Raw genomic sequence first — 15,900 nt, forward strand, 5'->3', positions numbered from 1 at the left:
ACATGTCGCCGATGTCCTCGTCGACCATGTGGCGCAGCGGCTGGGTCAGGCGACCGCCGTAGACGCCGTCCAGCTTCGCGCCGGGATGCACGCGCTCGGACTTCCAGGACTTCACGCCCAGACGGAACAGGCGCGCGGCCGAGGACGTGCCGAACGAGCCGCCCCAGCCGTGACGGACCAGTTGGTCGCCGATGTAGTTGTCGATCGGCACCTGATACCAGTCCGCCGCGCCGCCGCGGGCGATGGTCTCGCGGACCTCCTGGGCGAAGGCGGGGGTGACGCCCTCGTCGGCGTCCAGCTCCAGGATCCAGTCGCCGGTGCAGCGCGCCAGGCCGGCGTCCTTGCGCGCGCCCTCGATCGGGAAGATGCCGGAAACCACCCGGGCGCCGTACTGGCGCGCGATGGCTTCGGTGCCGTCGCTGCAGCGGTCGGCGACCACGACGATCTCGTCGCAGAACGACAGGGCGGCCAGACAGGCGGGCAGGCGCTGTTCCTCGTTGTGGACGCAGAGCAGCGCGGTAAGCTTGGTCATCACTCGAAATCCCTGATCGAGCGTCCCGCGCCCCAGCGGCCGCTCTCACAGAAGATGACGGCGCCGTTCGCGGTCTCCCCCCGGGGCCGGCGCTAAGAAACATGCAAGCTTTGCGACGGCCGGGCTTAGAAGTTCGCCGACAGGGATAGGCTCCACGTGCGGGGCCGTTGCGGCGTGACCTGGCGGACCTGGCCGAAGCTGAAAGGATTGCCGTAGGCGAAGGTGTCGCTGGAGCTGTTCCAGGGATTGCTGACGAACACCGCCGCGCGCCAGCGGTCGGTCATCACCTGGGCCGAGACCTTGCCGGTGTAATAGCCGCCCATGGACGGGGAATAGCGCGGGTCAAAGGTCAGGCGCGAACGGCCGATATAGCCGGTCTCGGCCGTCAGCATCAGCGTGGCCTCGGTCGTCAGCGGCCGATGGTAGGTGACCAGGCTGCCGAAGGAGACGTCCGGCACGCCGGGAAGGCTGGCCGCCGCGCCGATGCCGAAGCCCGGCGCGATGCGGGTCAGCTTGGGCTCGTTGAACAGGGCGTTGCCCGAAACGGTGAGGCGGTTCGTGGCGCGCCAGGCGGCCTCGACCTCGACCCCGCGATTGCGGCCGTCGCCGATATTGGCGGTGTAGGACAGGCCCGAGGGGAAGTACTGGTCGGTCTGTATGTTGCGCCAGTCGTCGTAGAAAAGCGCCGTGCGCAGGTTCAGGCGGCCTCGGAACGGGGTCAGGGTGGCGCCGATCTCGTAGTTGCGCAGGTGGTCGGGGTGGAACACGCGGCGCGTCGGCGCGGGGACCACCAGTCCCCCGGAGTTGAACCCGCCGGCGCGATAGCCCTCCGAGGTCAGCAGATAGATCATGCCGCCGCCGGACAGATCGCGCTGCAGCGAGACCTTGGGCGAGAAGCCGCTGAACGACGCCTTGCGATCGAGATCCCGCGAAGTCCCGGGAGACGGCGCCAGCACGTGGGATCGCGTGTGGACCGTGGTCTTGAACCGGCGTCCGCCCACCGAGGCCTTCCAGCCGGCCCCGAGGTCGTAACTGGCCTCGCCATAGACCGCGTACTCGTTCAGCAGGTCCTTGCGGTTCTCATTATAGACCGTGCGGGTGACGTTCGAGCTCCGGGCGCGAAGGCCCGCGTCGCCCTCCTCGATGCTGTTGGCGGCGAAAAGGCCGACCATCCAGCGCAGCCGGCCTCGCTCCGGACCGGTGTAGAGCGCGTCCTGGACGGCCATCCGCACCCGCGAGCTTTCGTCGTACAGGCCCAGCTCCACGCCCGCCTCGGCGAACTGCGTCAGGGCCAGGGTGGCGTCGTAACGGCTGGCGAACTTGTGGGCGACGTAACCGGTCACGGATTCGAACTGCCCCCAATCGCCCGAACCGCTGATCTTCAGCGAGGTCTGGCCGAGCCGGTTGCGATGCGTCTCGCGCACCTGGTTGGCGCGGCGAGGACCGCTGGGGGCCAGGGTGACGTACTGGGTGTCCTTGGACGAGACGCTCTGGCCGGCGACGCCCAGCCGGAGCTCCCATTCGCCCCGCTCGACTCGCCAAGCCACGCGGCCGCCCCGGCGCGTGGTCTTGTCCACGTTGGACAAGCGCAGGTTCACGTCGTCCAGGTAACCGCCGTCGACGTCGTGGTAGAGCGTCGCCCGCAGGGCCGACTGGGCGCTGGTCGGCACGTTGACCACGCCTTCGAAGCGATAGCTGTTGGAGCCCGACTCGGTATCGGCGAAGGTCGCGCCGGCCGAGGCGGAATAGGCGCCGAGCTCGGGCGCGCGGGTGACGATGCGGTAGATGCCGCTGAGCGAGCCGCCGCCGTAGAGCGCGCCTTGCGGGCCGCGCAGCACCTCGACGCGCTCGACGTCGATCAGCCGAAGGTCGGGGTCGGGGGCGTTGTAGTTGACCGGCAGGTCGTCGAGATAGGTCCCCACCGTCGACTGGGTGCGTCCGGTGAAGGTGCCGTCCGACAGCCCGCGCAGCAGGATCTTGTTGCGCGCCGCGCCCAGGTTGGTGGTGATGAAGCCGGCGGTCTGGCGCGCCACCGAACCGGTCTCGCCGACCCCGGTGTCCTGCAGCTGGGGCGAGCCGATGACGCTGACGCCGCCCGGCAGGCTGCCCAGTCGCGCGGGACGCTTGCCGGCCGTGATGATCAGCGGCGCCAGAGGGGCGACAGGCTCGATCGCGGTCGGCGCGACGGGGCGGGCGACCACCTGAGGGCGGGCCGGGGGTTTGAGCGGAGAAAGGCGGACCGTGCGCGCGTCGACCAGAGCGTAGGCGCAACCGCGTCCGGCCACGGCGCGGTCGAGGGCCTCGCGCAGCGTGAACGACCCGACCAGGGGAACGCCTGGGCCCTTGCAGGCCTCGACGCCGCCGACGCTGACGCCCATGCGGACGCCCAGCTCGATCAAGGTTTCCGAGGTGGTCGTCTGGCGGATGTCCAGGCGCACGCGGCCATCGACAGCGGCGGCGGCGCCGCGTCCGCTAAGGCCAAGTCCCAGGACGCTGGCGGCGAAAAGGAGAAGGGCCCGTCTCAGGAGCAGGCCCGCCTACGCGCGTCAGTTCGAAGCGGACGGCCTTCCGCGCAGGACAATGGCATCATCGGTCGGCGTCGCCGAAATAGGCATCAGGCTGGTCAGGCGGCGAACCATCGCATCCTGACTATCCACGATCAATACGCCGGAAAACCGCAGCGTGGCCGTATTTTCCCCTTCGAGGCGAAGGGGGCGGTCGAAATAGTGGTTCATGTCGCCGACGATCCGAGCCAGCGGCTGGTCACGATAGACCAAGCGACCCGAGCGCCAGCCCACCTGATCCTCGGCGGCGACCGACCGCACCGAGACGCCGGACGCGCCTTCCACATGCTCCAGCATCTGGCCGGGACGCAGTCGGACGGGCGTGTCTTCGCCGTCGGTCGAGACCTCGACCAGGCCGCGCAGGACGGTGACGCTGAGCTGGCCGTCGCGGCGGCGCACGTCGAACTTGGTGCCGAGCACCCGCACCGTCTCGTCGCCGGCGGTGATCAGGAAGGGACGGGCGCTGTCATGCGCCACGTCGAACAGGGCCTGGCCCTCGTGGACCGTGACGCGACGAGCGTCCTTCTCCAGACGGACCGACACGTGCGAGTCGGTGTTCAGGTCGATGCGGGTGCCGTCGGCCAGGTCCAGGGTGCGGCTTTCACCCTTGGCGGTGGTGTAGAGCGTATCGGGCTGGGGCAGCAGTTCGCCCCACGGCGCCACCGTGATCGCGATGGCGGCCGCGGCGGCGGCGGCGCCCAGACCGCCCAGCCAACGCCAGTCGATCGTGAACGCCGGCTTGGCCGCGGCGCGCCTGGGTTCGGCCAATTCCCCCCGGACGGCCGCCCCTCGCTGGAAGATCTCCTCGTCGACGGCCTGGATGGCGTCATACGCCTCCTGCGCGCCCGGCTCGGAAAGCCAGGCGTCAAACGCCAGCCAGTCGGTCTCATCGACCTCCGGCCGCTGCAATCGGGTCAGCCAATCGGCCGCCTCTTGCAGATGCTGCGCTGACCGGCTCATCCGGCTTTGCTCCGACGAGGATCCATCATCCCCCACGGGAAGGACGTCGCGACGATGCCCCGCCCTCTATTGAGAGATGCATAAATCAACGCAGTCGCCTCGTCAGGGTCTTTAGGGCCGAGCTTATGTGCTTTTCCACCGTACTGGTGCTGATGCCCATGCGACGGGCTGTCTCGGCATGGCTGAGGCCCTCCAGCTTGTGCAGTTGGAAGGCGTGGCGGGTCTTTTCCGGAAGGTCGTCCACGGCCTCGACCAGGGCTCTCAGGCGTTGCCGGGAATGGACGACTTCATCGGCCGCCGGCTCATCGGCGACCTCGTGTCCCGCCAGGACCGTCGTATTGGCTTCGCGCCAGTCATGGTCGCGCGCGCCAGAGCGTTTCTGGCTGCGCAGGCGATCCAGCATGAGGTTCGAGCCGATGCGGTGCAGCAGGGCGGACGGGTTGTCCACCGCGCTGTCCGCCTCCATCGCCATAAGCCGCAGATAGAGATCCTGCACCAGGTCCTCCGCCTCGGCGCGCGAGCTCAGTCGCGCGGCGAAGAAGCGCACCAGATTGGCCCGCTTCTCCTCATAAAGGCTCAACAGCACGGCCTTGTCCGAGCCTGTTGCGCTCAAAAGATCACCCGCTTCCACACCACGCTGTCCCCCACAGGCCGCAGCAATATCCATCTTTTGAGCGGAAAGACGATCGTTTGTTGCGACTGCAGGACACCGGTGTCGAGCAACGTCTCTTTGGCGAGGTCTCCGGGGTCTGCGCCTTGAGCGCGAAAAGCCCTGTCGCGTCGCGTCTCGAGACGAACAGGGACCCGCGAAGGGCGTAACCTTGCTCGAATAGGCTCTGCATCATGTGGCGAAATGTCGCGCGGGTCGTGTTTGGGTTGTCTGACGCCAGCGCCTGTCGCCGCCGCCACGATCGTCACGGTAGCGCTCCCATCGCGCTTGGCCTCCGCGGCGAATGATCCTACCGATGCGGCGTCAATCTTCGGGAGCCGCCGCATGACCGTCATCGACAAGGGCCAGGCCAGTCTGTCGTTCGTTCCCGAGGTCGGCGGCGCCGTCTCGGGCTTCACGGTCGGCGGTCGTGACGTGCTGCGGCCCGCGGCGGCTGGGACGAGCGACGCCCTGATGACGGCCTGCTTTCCGCTGGTCCCGTTCTGCAACCGCATCCCGCACGGCCGGTTCGTGTTCGAAGGGCGCGAGGTTGTGCTGCCGCCGAACCTGGCGGGACACCCGCACCCGCTGCACGGCCAGGGCTGGCGCTCGGCCTGGACCGTCGAACACGCCGCCGACGGCGAGGCGCTGCTGTCCTACCAGCACGCGCCGGACGCCTGGCCCTGGGCCTATCGCGCCGAGCAGCGCTTCCATCTGCTCGACTCAGGTTTCCGCGCCCAGCTGACGGTGATCAACACCAGCGACACGGCGATGCCGGCGGGCCTGGGCTTCCATCCCTATTTCCCGCGCCGCCCGGGCGAGACCCTGACCGCCGCCAATGACGGCGTCTGGCTGATCGACACCGAAGTCCTGCCGACCGAGCATCATCCGGGGCCGTGGGAGGCCGACTGGGCGGCCGGCGCGGCGGTCGAGGGGCATGGCCTGATCGATCACTGCTACACCGGCTGGGACCAGCGGGCGGTGCTGCGCGCGCCTGGGCGGCCGGAGACGGTGATCACCGCCTCGCCGGAATGTCGCTGGCTGCACGTCTATGTCCCGCCGGGCGAGGACTTCCTATGCGTCGAACCCTGCGCCAGCCGCCCAAACCCGTTCGGCGAGGGCGACACCGGCATGGTCGTGTTGCAGCCGGGCGAAAGCCGCTCGATCTGGATGGAGATCGCTACGGCGTGATGCCGGCCTGGGCCTTCAGCCGGGCGACCATGTCGCTCGACATGTAGCCGTCGGCCGGCAGCTGCTGGCTCTGCTGCCAGGCGCGCAAGGCCTTGCGGGTGCCCGCGCCGATCACGCCGTCGGCGGGGCCGGGATTGAAGCCGACGCGGGCGAGGGCCATCTGGGCGGCCATGCGGTCCGACAGCGACAGCGCGGTCTCCTGCGGCCAGGCGGTAACCAGCGGTCCGCCGCCGCCGAAGCGGTCGGCCAAGAGGCCGATGCCCAGGGCGTAGGACGTCGAGTTGTTGTAGGTCCGGATCGCGAAGTGGTTCGGCAGGGCCAGGAACGCTGGACCGGCCGCGCCCGCGGGCAGGATCAGGCCGGCGGGCTGGGCGGCGTCCGCCTCGGTCCAGGGCAGTCCGTCGGCGCGACGAACGCCTTTTTCTTCCCACCAGGCCGGAATCTCGCGCGGGCCTTCGGCCAGGGCGTAGTCGAAGCCGGCGGGCAGGATCACTTCCTGGGCCCAGCCCACGCCGGGCTTCCAGCCGCCCTTGACCAGAAGATTGGCGGCCGAGGCCAGGGAGTCGGCGTCCGAGCCCCAGATGTCGCGCCGGCCGTCGCCGTCGAAGTCGACGGCCGTCGCGCGGTAGCTCGACGGGAGAAACTGGGTCTGACCCATGGCTCCGGCCCAGGAACCCTTCAGTTGCTCGCGGGTGTCCTCGCCCGATTCGATGATCTTCAGGGCGGCGATCAGTTCGCCTTCGGCCCAGGCGCGTCGGCGACCGTCGTAGGCCAGGCTGGCCATCGAGCGGACGACGTCAAAATCGCCCTGCAGCTTGCCGAACGCCGACTCCATGGCCCAGACCGCCAGCAAGATGTCGCGCGGCACGCCATAACGCGCCTCGATCTGCGGCAGGAAGGCCAGCTGCTCGCGCTTAGCGCGGCCGATGGCGATGCGGTCGTCGCTGATCACGCCGGCGATATAGGCGCCCACGGGCTTGGAGAACTCCGGCTGCCGGCTGTCCAGGCTGATGACTCTGGGATTGGGCGTGACGCCAGAGAGCTCGCGATCGAACACCTGCGGCGAGACACCGGCGGCGATGGCGCGAGGCCTGAAGTCCGACAGCCAAGCGTCGAAGGCTAGAGTCTCGGCGTCAGCGGGCGTCGGCGGGGCGGCGGAGGGCGTCTGCGGCGCTTGGGATTGCGGCGCGGTTTGCGGCGCCGGGGCCGGGGTCATCGGCGGATGCGGAGCGGTCTCAGCGCAGCCAGCAAGGAACAGGACAAGAAAGACGCGACGATCAAGAGCCATGCGGGGGAAGCTACCGGCGTTCGGACGATGGGTTCAATCACAAGCGCGCGGCCCGGGGTAAGTTCCCTCAAACATGCGTGAGAGCCCTGGAGCGCATTGACTCAACGGCCCGTCGCACTTATACGCACCGCCTCCGAAACACCCGGATGTTCCGGCCGCTCTCTTGGCGCGCCCGAACCTCTCCGCTGAGTACAGAGACGGTCATGAAGGTTCGCAGCTCGCTGAAGTCGCTGAAGGGTCGCCACCGCGACTGCAAGATGGTTCGCCGCAAGGGCGTCATCTACATCATCAACAAGACCGACCCGCGCTTCAAGGCCAAGCAGGGCTGATGACGACTGCCGCGTCTCCCAGAGCCGTTCTCTGGGATGTCGGCAATGTCATCGTGCGCTGGGACCCCCGCGCACTCTACGCGAAGATTTTCAAGGAACCGGCCGATATCGACCGGTTCCTTTCGCATGTCTGCACCCTGGATTGGCACGTCGAGCACGATAAGGGCGTCGACTTCGTCCGGAACGCCGCGCCGCTGATCGCGCGATTCCCCGAGCACGAAGCCGAGATCCGCGCCTGGGACGAACGCTTCGACGAGATGCTGTCGGGCCCGATCCCCGAGACCGCCGCCGTGATCGAGGCGCTGGCCGCCCGCGACGTGCCGCAGTTCGCCCTGACCAACATGCCGCAAAGCAAGTGGCCGGGCGTGCAGGCGATCTCGCCCGCCCACTTCGGCTTGTTCCGCGACGCGATCGTCTCGGGCGACGAGAAGGTCATCAAGCCCGACCGCCGGATCTACGAGATCGTGCTGGAGCGAACGGGTCTGTCGGCCGGCGACCTGCTGTTCATCGACGACAGCGCCGCCAACATCGCCGCCGCGGACGCCATCGGCTTCCACACCCACCACTTCACCGACCCCGCGCAACTGCGCGGCGCGGTCGCGGCGCACGGCCTGATCTGACAAAGGCCTCCCGCCGCCATGGCGCGGTGGGGCGAAGACGCCTATCTGGGGCCCGTACACAGTGCGGAGCCTCCCATGAACGTCTCGATGATCGGCCTCGGCGCCATGGGCGCGGCCATGGTGCGCAATCTGCTGGCCAAGGGCGTGAAAGTGACGGTGTGGAACCGCTCGCGCGCCATTGTCGACGCACTGGCCGCCGAGGGCGCGACCCCCGCCGCCGATGTCGATGAAGCGTTCGAGGCCGATATCGTCCTCTCGATGCTGGCGCACGACCAGGCGGTGAAGGACGTGCTGCTCGACAGCGGCGTCCTGGCCCGCGCGCGCAAGGGCGTGGTCCACGTCAATCTCGCCACCATCTCGACCGCCCTGGCCGGCGAGCTGGCCGCGCTGCACGCCGAGCTTGGCCTCGGCTATGTGGCCTCCCCCGTGTTCGGCCGCCCTCCGGTGGCGCAGGCCGGCGGGTTGAACGTCCTGGCCGCCGGCGCGCCCGACGCCGTCGCGACCGCCATGCCGGTGCTGGAAATGCTGGCCGCCAAGGTCTGGCCGCTGGGCGAGGATCCCGTCCGCGCCAACGCCCTGAAGCTGGCCGGCAACTTCATGATCGTCTCGGCCATCGAGTCGATGGGCGAGGCCGTGGCGCTGGGCGAAGCCTATGGCGTGCCCGCGCCGGAGCTCTTGGACATGCTGAGCAGCACACTGTTCGCTGCGCCGATCTACAAGATCTACGGCGCCATGATCGCCGAGCGCCGGTATAGCCCGCCAGGCTTTGGCGCCGCGCTGGGCCTCAAGGACGTGCGCCTCGTGCTCGACGCCGCCGAGGCCAAGGGGCTGTCGATGCCGCAGGCCGATCTGGCCGAGGCGAGCCTGGAGATGCTGCTCGGCGGAGAGGACAAGGATCTCGACCTGGCGGCCCTGGCCGAGGTGGCGCGCGGACGGGTGGAAGGAAGGTAGTGGACGGTCGCTGAATCGCGCTTCCCAGCGGCGCGGCTTCGAACTAGGTTCCGCGCCTCCGATTTCCAGCCTTTCCGCGAGACCGCCCCATGGCCGACGACGCCATTCCCCACGCCGACGTCCTGAACTCCACCGCCCAGAACCAGCTGAAGTCGATCATCGAGCGCGTCGAGCGCCTCGAGGTCGAGAAGACCGAGATCATGGAGCAGATGAAGGAAGTCTACGCCGAGGCCAAGGGCAACGGCTTCGACGTGAAGATCCTCAAGAAGGTCGTCCGCCTGCGCAAGCAGGACCGCGCCAAGCGCCAGGAAGAGGACGCGATCCTCGACCTCTATCTGTCGGCCATCGGCGAGATCTAGGAATGCGTCCCTCTCCCAGAGGGAGAGGGAAGGACCCATCGCGCGGCGATGGGAAGGGTGAGGGGTTTGGGCGACTGACGCCTTACCCTCTCACCCCTGCCCCTCTCCCCATGGGAGAAGGATCGCGCTAGCGTCCCGGCCATGCGCGCCAAGCCGCCCAATCCCAAGGAGCAAGCCAAGCGGGCAGCGCTGAACGCGCTGAAGCGCGCCCGCCGCGCGGCCGAGAAGTCGGGCGTCGAGCTCTCCGAGTGGGAGGGCGAGTTCCTGACCAGCGTCGCCCAGCGCGTCGAGACCTACGGCCGCGCCTTCGCCGACCCCGAAAAGGGCGCGCGGGGCCAGGCCCTGTCGGGCAACCAAGCCATCAAACTCAAGGAAATCGCCGCCAAGGCCAAGGGCGACGGGCCCGCTGACGCCAAGGGAGCCCGCAAGCCGATGCGTCGGGGCGGCGGCTTCGGACGCGCCGCGCGCCGCGAAATGTCGCGTCCAGAGGACGATGAGTGATCGCCGCTTCGGAGGAAGCTGAACACAACCCGGATGGCGTGTGTCGTGATTTTCGACGCCACCCTAAATAATTCCCGAAAGGCTTACCAAAAACCGCCGTTCGCCCCTTCGCGTTAAGGCCTTGGTAATCATACGCCTAGAAAATACAAACGATTGTAATGGTTTAAAGTCTTAATGGACGTAGGGTTCCGGGTCGCGTGCTCACGGCGGCCCGCCCTCGATGCGCACGGGTCCTTGGGCCTGGCTCGGCGCAGAGTGAACCCTGCCATTCGCTGGATTAGGGACTATGGCGACCACCTATCAGATGCTGATGCGCCGCAAGTCGGAGCTCGAAAACCGCATGATCGAGGCGCAGCGACGCGCCCAGGCGCCGTTCGAAAGCGAGCTGCGCGCCATCGTGCTGGCGCTCGACGCCCTCAAGCAGGCCGGCATGGCCGAGCGTCTGTCGTCGGGTGAGCCGGCGCCGTTCGCCGCGCCCCAGCCCAGCCGCCGCGGCCGCCGCGGCCGCACCACGCGCGACATGATCCTGATGGCCCTGGCCCAGTCGCCGGGCCTTAACGAAGCCGAGATCGCTCGCCAGCTGGACCATCGCTGGAGCCGCCCGGTGACGCCGACGGCGGTTGGTCGCGAGTTGGAAACCATGGCGGCCGAGGGCCTGACGCGCCGCTCCGGCCCCGGCTGGATCCGCCTGGACCTGACCAACGCCGAAGCCCCGCGCGCCGAGGCCGAGGACGAAGAGCGCGTCAGCGTCGCGGCGGGGCTGTAGACCGCTCTCAAGCGGTCACCAAGACGCTTTGCCGGCGGCCCTTCTGATCAGCTCGCCGTCTCTCGGCAAAAGGAATCCGGCGGAAACGTTTTCGCGGACGGCGCGCTCGACCGCTCGACGGTAGGCCCTCGTGGTCGGGTACAGGCCTCGCAACTTGGATATCGGGAAGGGCTGATAATAGCCCTGTGCGCCGCAAGCCGCCGCTCCCGTATTTCTGCCAACGTTCAGACCGACTGGCACCGCGACCTCGGGAAGCCGAATTCCGCCCAAGGCGAGGCCAGCTGGGTCCCTCCGCAAACGGCCTTCGTGGTCGAGCTGCCTTATGAGGCGGGGCGCTTTGGGAGGCGGCGGGCCTCCTCGCGACCAGCTGACGAGCTTATCCAATCCAGACGCCTCGACCATGTAGGCCGAGGTCGTGGTTCCGATCGCGGCGACCGAGCATTTCGGCCCGATCGCCGCCTGGACCGACGTGCCCAAATCGCGCAGCTGGACAGGCTCTCGCGCGGCGCGCAGATGGCGATCCACGTGAGAGGCGCCGGCGATCTCCCACTGGCGAAAGCGAGGGGAGTCCTCCGGCTGGTTCTCGGCGTCGGCTCCGGCGGCGTCGCCCTCGGCGACGATGCGCAATACGGGAGCGGGCGTGGCGGGATCGATCTTGGCGCTGGTCGCCGAGACCAGGAGAAAGCCGTCGATTGATCCCGTGTCGGCCAGGCCGCCATTGATGTAGCTCGCCAGCCAGATCGCCGCTTGAGACTGGCCGGCGGCGATCACCGTCTTGGGCTGAGGGCCGATCAAGTCGCCGCGGCGAACTGCGGCTGCGATTTGACGAAAGATATCCAGCGATAGAGGCTCTCGCGCCATCGCGCCGCCGTTCTCGATGCGCAGATCGCCATACCGCGCCGGACTCCAGGCGCTAAGAGCCTCGGTTCCACCGAAGCCTTGAGCCGATACGCCGATCCAGGCGTATCCCGCTGCGACCAGATGATCCTGCAAGGCCAGCCAGACGTTGTCTGCGTCGAAGCCGTTTGAGGTGTTCAGCCATTCGAGGACGACGACGCCGTTGAAGCGCTCCGGGCGCTCGGGTCTGCGGATAAGCGCCCGTGTCTTGAAAGGTTTCGTCGGGCCGCTTTGAAGCGCGCGTTCGCCGGGTTCCGCCCCATACGCTGTCGATAGTGGCGTCGCTTGGCCAGAGACCAGGAATTCCTGCTCGACATAGCCTTCGAAGGCCAAGTCGCGGTTTGTGGCGAAGAAGGGGTAGAGACGGCCCGGGCTTCCCGGAGGCTCCTTCGCCTCGACGGGGGCCCAGGTCAGATCTTGAGCCAGCGTGCTTCCGCCGGCGGAGAGAATTGAAACGCTGACAGCGACGAGCGCGGCGCGGAGCAAGCATGAACGCATGCGTTCATGGGCCAGAATTCCCAGCCGGCGGCAAGTTATCGAGCGGTGGCCGCCTCAGCGGCGCGGCATCTTCCCCATCGGCCGCACCGGCTTCAGCAGGCTCTTCAGCCGCTGTTCCCGCGAGACGGGACGGAAAATCATCAGCGGCGCGGTCGCGCGGTCGCGCGGCGTCTGTTCGGTGTCGGTGGGACGCATGGTTCAGCCGGCTTCCTTAAGATCAACTTCGATGCCCTGCTCGCGGACCTTGCGATAGAGGGTCGAGCGGCCGATGCCGAGGCGACGGGCCACCTCGCTCATGTGGCCGGCATAGACGTCGATGGCGTGCTGGATCAGGTCGCGCTCGATCTCCTCCAGCGTCCGCAGGTGACCACGCTCGTCGAGGATGCGCACCGGCGCCTCGGCCGCAGGGGCGGCCATGGCGGCGTGAGCGGCCTGCAGCATGGCGGCGGCGGTCGGCGGCGGCGTCGGAGCCGCGGCTTCCAGCGGCGCGGCCTGGCCCGAGATGGCCGGGAAGTCGTAGGGCTGCAGATAGGGCGCGTCGGCCAGGACGATGGCGCGATAGACCGCGTTCTCCAGCTGGCGGACGTTGCCGGGCCAGTCGAAGGCGGTCAGCAGCTGCATCGTCTCCGGCGCGGCGCCGATGACGCGCTTGCCTTCCTCGACGTTGAAACGGCGGATAAAGGCCTCGACCAGGGCCGGGATGTCCTCGCGGCGTTCGCGCAGGGACGGGGCCTCGATCGGGAAGACGTTCAGGCGGTAGTAGAGGTCCTCGCGGAAACGGCCGGCCGAGACGGCTTGGGCCAAGTCGCGATTGGTCGCCGAGACGATGCGGACGTCGACCTTGATCGAGCGCTTGGAGCCGATCGGGTCGATCTCGCCCTCCTGCAGGGCGCGCAGCAGCTTGACCTGCACGTCGAGCGGCAGCTCGCCGACCTCGTCGAGGAACAGGGTGCCGCCGTCGGCCTCCTTGAACTTGCCCAGATGCTTGTCGGTGGCGCCGGTGAAGGATCCCTTCTCATGGCCGAACAGGATCGACTCCACGAGGTTCTCGGGGATGGCGCCGCAGTTGACGGCCACGAAGGGCTTGCCGGCGCGGTCGGACGAGCCGTGCACGGCGCGGGCGATCAGCTCCTTGCCGACACCGCTTTCGCCCGTGATCAGCACGGGAATGGCGCTCTTGGCCGCGCGCTCGCCCATGCGCTTGACCATGCTCATGACCGGCGAGGCGCCGATCAGGTCCGAGAAGGTGGTCTTGCCCACGGCGCGCTTGGTCAGGCGCTCGACCTCGCCCTTCAGGTCGCCCATCGACAGGACGTTGCGGATCGAGACGGTGATGCGTTCCGGGCTGGCCGGCTTGATGAAGAAGTCGCTGGCCCCGGCCTGCATGGCCTTGACCACGGTGTCGACACCGCCGCTGGCGGTCAGCACGATGACGGGCTGGGCGAAGCCGCGCGCGCGCATCTCGGCCAGGGCGTCCTGGCCCGACAGGCCGGGCATGACGAGGTCGAGCAGGATCACATCCGCCGGCGCGCCCGAGGTCAGGTGCGCGATGGCAGCGTCGCCGCTGTCGGCGTGCGAGACGGCGAAACCTTCGCGCTCGAGCACCGCCTGGATCAATCGACGTTGGGTCGGGTCGTCATCGACGACCAGCACCGTCTTGGTCATTGGGCACATCCACCAGAACCGGCCACGCCCACATGGAGCGAGGCTCTTGTTGGTTCAGAGTGATACACTCGCGGGGTAAACGCCGGCTTTCGCAGAGGTGTCGCGAACCTTAAGGTTTAGGCTTAACAATACCTTACGGCGAAGGCGGCGATCAATGGCGGCCCAGGTGATCTGACGCATTGCGCGGGCGGGGCGCGCAGGCCTATCTCCTTGGGCATGAACGCGCCCTTCAAGCCCGACGCCCCGCCCGAATGGAACCTGGCCGATCTCTATGTCGGCCGCGACGATCCCCGCATCGAGACCGACCTTTCCGCCGCCAAGGCGGCCAATGACGAGCTGGCCTCGCTGGAGGGCATGTTCCTGGAGGCTCGCAAGGAGCCCCAGCGCCTGGGCGTGCTGCTGGATCGCGGCATCACGCTCTATGAGCAGGCGACCAACGGCCTGTGGGGCGTCGGCGCCTATGCCGCCCTCGCGGCGTCGGTCGCGCGGGACGATCCGGCCTGGGCCAAGTTCGAGGCGGACCTGCGGGCCCGCTCGTCGCAGATCGCCGCCGAGAGCCTGTTCTTCACGCTGGAGCTGAACCAGCTGGAGGACGGCGAGATCGCCAAGGCGCTGGAGGCTCATCCCGAGGCCGCCCGCTGGGCGCCGTGGCTGCGCCGTGTGCGCCTGTCGCGGCCGCACGAGCTGTCGCCGGAGCTGGAGCGCTTCATCGTCGACAAGGCCCCGGCCGTCGCCAACTGGGTGCGGCTGTGGGACGAGACCCTGGCTAAACTCACAGCGAATGTCGGCGACGAGAGTCTGACCCTGGCCGAGGCGCTGAACCGCCTGTCCGACCCCGACGTCGCGCGCCGCAAGGCCGCCGCCGACGGCCTGGCGAAAGCGCTGGAGGAGCGCGCCTCGACCCAGGCGCTCGTGCTGAACACCCTGGCCTTCGAAAAGCAGGTCGAGGACCGCTGGCGTCATTACGAGACGCCCGCCCAGTCGCGGCACCTGGCCAACGAGGTCGACGCCGACGCGGTCGACGCCCTGGAACAGGCGGTGGTCGAGGCCTATCCGCGCCTGTCGCACCGCTATTACGCCCTGAAGGCCAAGGTCATGGGGCTCCCGGCTCTCGACTACTGGGACCGCAACGCGCCGCTGACCGCCGCCGCCCCGCGCAACTACGCCTGGGAGGAGGCCAAGGGCATGGTGCTGGAGAGCTTCCAGGACCTGGCGCCCCAGTTCGCCGACGCCGCCCGGGTCTTCTTCGACAAGCCGTGGATCGACGCCAAGCCCCGTCCGGGCAAGCAGTCAGGCGCCTTCGCTCATCCGGTGACGGCCGACCGCCATCCGTTCGTGTTCATGAACTACATGGGCGAGCGACGCGACGTGCTGACCCTGGCCCACGAGCTGGGCCACGCGGTGCACCAGACCCTGTGCCAGCCGCTGGGCACCCTGCTGGCCGACACGCCGCTGACCCTGGCCGAGACGGCCTCCATCTTCGGTGAAGGCCTGGTGTTCGACCGCCTGCTGGCGGAAGCCTCGCCCGAGGACCGCAAGGGCCTGCTGGCCGGCAAGATCGAGGACGGCCTCAACACCGTCGTCCGCCAGATCGCCTTCCACCGCTTCGAGCGCCGCTTCCACGAGGCGCGGCTGGAGGGCGAGCTGTCGTCCGACCAGATCGGGGCCCTGTGGCTGGACGTGATGGGTGAAAGCCTGGGACCGGCCGTGAAGCTGAACGCCGGCTACGAGCATTACTGGGCCTATGTCAGCCACTTCTGCCACGCGCCGTTCTACGTCTACGCCTATGCGTTCGGGGACCTCCTGGTGCGCGGCCTGATGGAGAAGCGGCGCGAGGATCCGGTCGCCTTCGCGCCGCTCTACGAGGAGATGCTCGCGGCGGGGGGCGCGCGCACCTATGTAGAGGCCTTGAAGCCGTTCGGCCTGAACCCTCGCGAGAAGGCGTTCTGGGCGGCGGGCTGCGCCCAGCTGGAACGGCTGGTGGATGAGTTCGAAGCCTTGGTGTGAGCGTCCTTCTGCCCCTGTGGGAGAAGGTGGCCGCCGCAGGCGGTCGGATGAGGGGTTTCTCCGACTGTCCGCGCGACCCCTCATCCGTCGCTTCGCGACACCTTCTCCCGCAAGGGGAGAAGG

At 68.4% G+C, this 15,900-nt stretch carries 16 protein-coding genes; 8 read left to right on the forward strand and 8 right to left on the reverse strand.

The annotated features are described in order from the left end of the window. From AX690_RS16285 to AX690_RS16300, 4 genes are all read right to left on the reverse strand, one after another. Window positions 1-532: glycosyltransferase family 2 protein (locus AX690_RS16285; protein WP_156449706.1), on the reverse strand; the 532-nt coding region annotated here is incomplete at its 3' end. 125 nt (window positions 533-657) lie between these two features. After that, a complete protein-coding gene (locus AX690_RS16290) occupies window positions 658-2,970 on the reverse strand; it encodes a TonB-dependent receptor (RefSeq protein ID WP_066684421.1) in 2,313 nt (770 codons plus the stop codon). A 108-nt stretch (window positions 2,971-3,078) separates the two neighbouring features. After that, window positions 3,079-4,056, reverse strand: coding sequence for a FecR domain-containing protein (locus AX690_RS16295; RefSeq protein ID WP_066684418.1), 978 nt, complete (start codon window positions 4,054-4,056; stop codon window positions 3,079-3,081). Between the two features lie 85 nt (window positions 4,057-4,141). Beyond that, window positions 4,142-4,642: an RNA polymerase sigma factor gene (locus AX690_RS16300; RefSeq protein WP_231732223.1), complete on the reverse strand. Its 501-nt coding sequence runs from the start codon at window positions 4,640-4,642 to the stop codon at window positions 4,142-4,144. A gap of 408 nt (window positions 4,643-5,050) precedes the next feature. Between AX690_RS16300 and AX690_RS16305 the strand changes: the two genes are divergently transcribed. Next, a complete protein-coding gene (locus AX690_RS16305) occupies window positions 5,051-5,896 on the forward strand; it encodes an aldose 1-epimerase (RefSeq protein WP_066684412.1) in 846 nt (281 codons plus the stop codon). On the opposite strand, the gene AX690_RS16310 is transcribed toward AX690_RS16305, so the two are convergent. Then, on the reverse strand, window positions 5,886-7,184 hold the full coding sequence (locus tag AX690_RS16310) for a lytic murein transglycosylase (protein ID WP_066684409.1): 1,299 nt from the start codon (window positions 7,182-7,184) through the stop codon (window positions 5,886-5,888). The genes AX690_RS16305 and AX690_RS16310 overlap by 11 nt on opposite strands. A 203-nt stretch (window positions 7,185-7,387) precedes the next feature. Between AX690_RS16310 and ykgO the strand changes: the two genes are divergently transcribed. From ykgO to AX690_RS16340, 6 genes are all read left to right on the forward strand, one after another. Further along, entirely contained in the window at window positions 7,388-7,513 is a 126-nt protein-coding gene (gene ykgO / locus AX690_RS16315; RefSeq protein ID WP_004616427.1) for a type B 50S ribosomal protein L36, read from the forward strand. After that, the gene (locus tag AX690_RS16320; protein WP_066684406.1) at window positions 7,513-8,133 is read left to right on the forward strand and encodes an HAD family phosphatase; all 621 of its coding nucleotides are present in this window, start codon (window positions 7,513-7,515) and stop codon (window positions 8,131-8,133) included. The genes ykgO and AX690_RS16320 overlap by 1 nt, the downstream gene beginning before the upstream one ends. A gap of 75 nt (window positions 8,134-8,208) precedes the next feature. After that, window positions 8,209-9,084, forward strand: coding sequence for an NAD(P)-dependent oxidoreductase (locus AX690_RS16325; protein ID WP_066684403.1), 876 nt, complete (start codon window positions 8,209-8,211; stop codon window positions 9,082-9,084). A gap of 89 nt (window positions 9,085-9,173) precedes the next feature. Then, window positions 9,174-9,443 (forward strand): DUF2312 domain-containing protein, encoded by a 270-nt coding sequence (locus AX690_RS16330; protein ID WP_066684399.1) that lies wholly within the window; start codon window positions 9,174-9,176, stop codon window positions 9,441-9,443. Window positions 9,444-9,584: 141 nt separating this feature from the next. After that, the gene (locus tag AX690_RS16335; RefSeq protein ID WP_066684397.1) at window positions 9,585-9,944 is read left to right on the forward strand and encodes a hypothetical protein; all 360 of its coding nucleotides are present in this window, start codon (window positions 9,585-9,587) and stop codon (window positions 9,942-9,944) included. 286 nt (window positions 9,945-10,230) lie between these two features. Beyond that, complete coding sequence (locus AX690_RS16340; RefSeq protein WP_066684395.1) at window positions 10,231-10,710, forward strand: hypothetical protein; 480 nt, start codon at window positions 10,231-10,233, stop codon at window positions 10,708-10,710. A gap of 15 nt (window positions 10,711-10,725) precedes the next feature. Here AX690_RS16340 and AX690_RS16345 read toward each other — a convergent pair whose 3' ends face one another. The 3 genes from AX690_RS16345 to AX690_RS16350 are packed head-to-tail and all read right to left on the reverse strand — an operon-like array spanning window position 10,726 to window position 13,770. Next, window positions 10,726-12,105: an alpha/beta hydrolase domain-containing protein gene (locus AX690_RS16345; protein ID WP_255357078.1), complete on the reverse strand. Its 1,380-nt coding sequence runs from the start codon at window positions 12,103-12,105 to the stop codon at window positions 10,726-10,728. A 54-nt stretch (window positions 12,106-12,159) separates the two neighbouring features. Then, entirely contained in the window at window positions 12,160-12,300 is a 141-nt protein-coding gene (locus tag AX690_RS24300; RefSeq protein ID WP_197426887.1) for a hypothetical protein, read from the reverse strand. A gap of 3 nt (window positions 12,301-12,303) precedes the next feature. Next, on the reverse strand, window positions 12,304-13,770 hold the full coding sequence (locus AX690_RS16350; protein ID WP_066684392.1) for a sigma-54 dependent transcriptional regulator: 1,467 nt from the start codon (window positions 13,768-13,770) through the stop codon (window positions 12,304-12,306). 216 nt (window positions 13,771-13,986) lie between these two features. Here AX690_RS16350 and AX690_RS16355 point away from each other — a divergent pair, with 216 nt between their 5' ends. Next, window positions 13,987-15,777 (forward strand): M3 family oligoendopeptidase, encoded by a 1,791-nt coding sequence (locus tag AX690_RS16355; RefSeq protein WP_066684391.1) that lies wholly within the window; start codon window positions 13,987-13,989, stop codon window positions 15,775-15,777. The last annotated feature ends 123 nt before the right edge of the window (window positions 15,778-15,900 follow it).

This window comes from Caulobacter sp. CCH9-E1 (assembly GCF_001556515.1).
Taxonomy (GTDB): Bacteria; Pseudomonadota; Alphaproteobacteria; order Caulobacterales; family Caulobacteraceae; genus Caulobacter.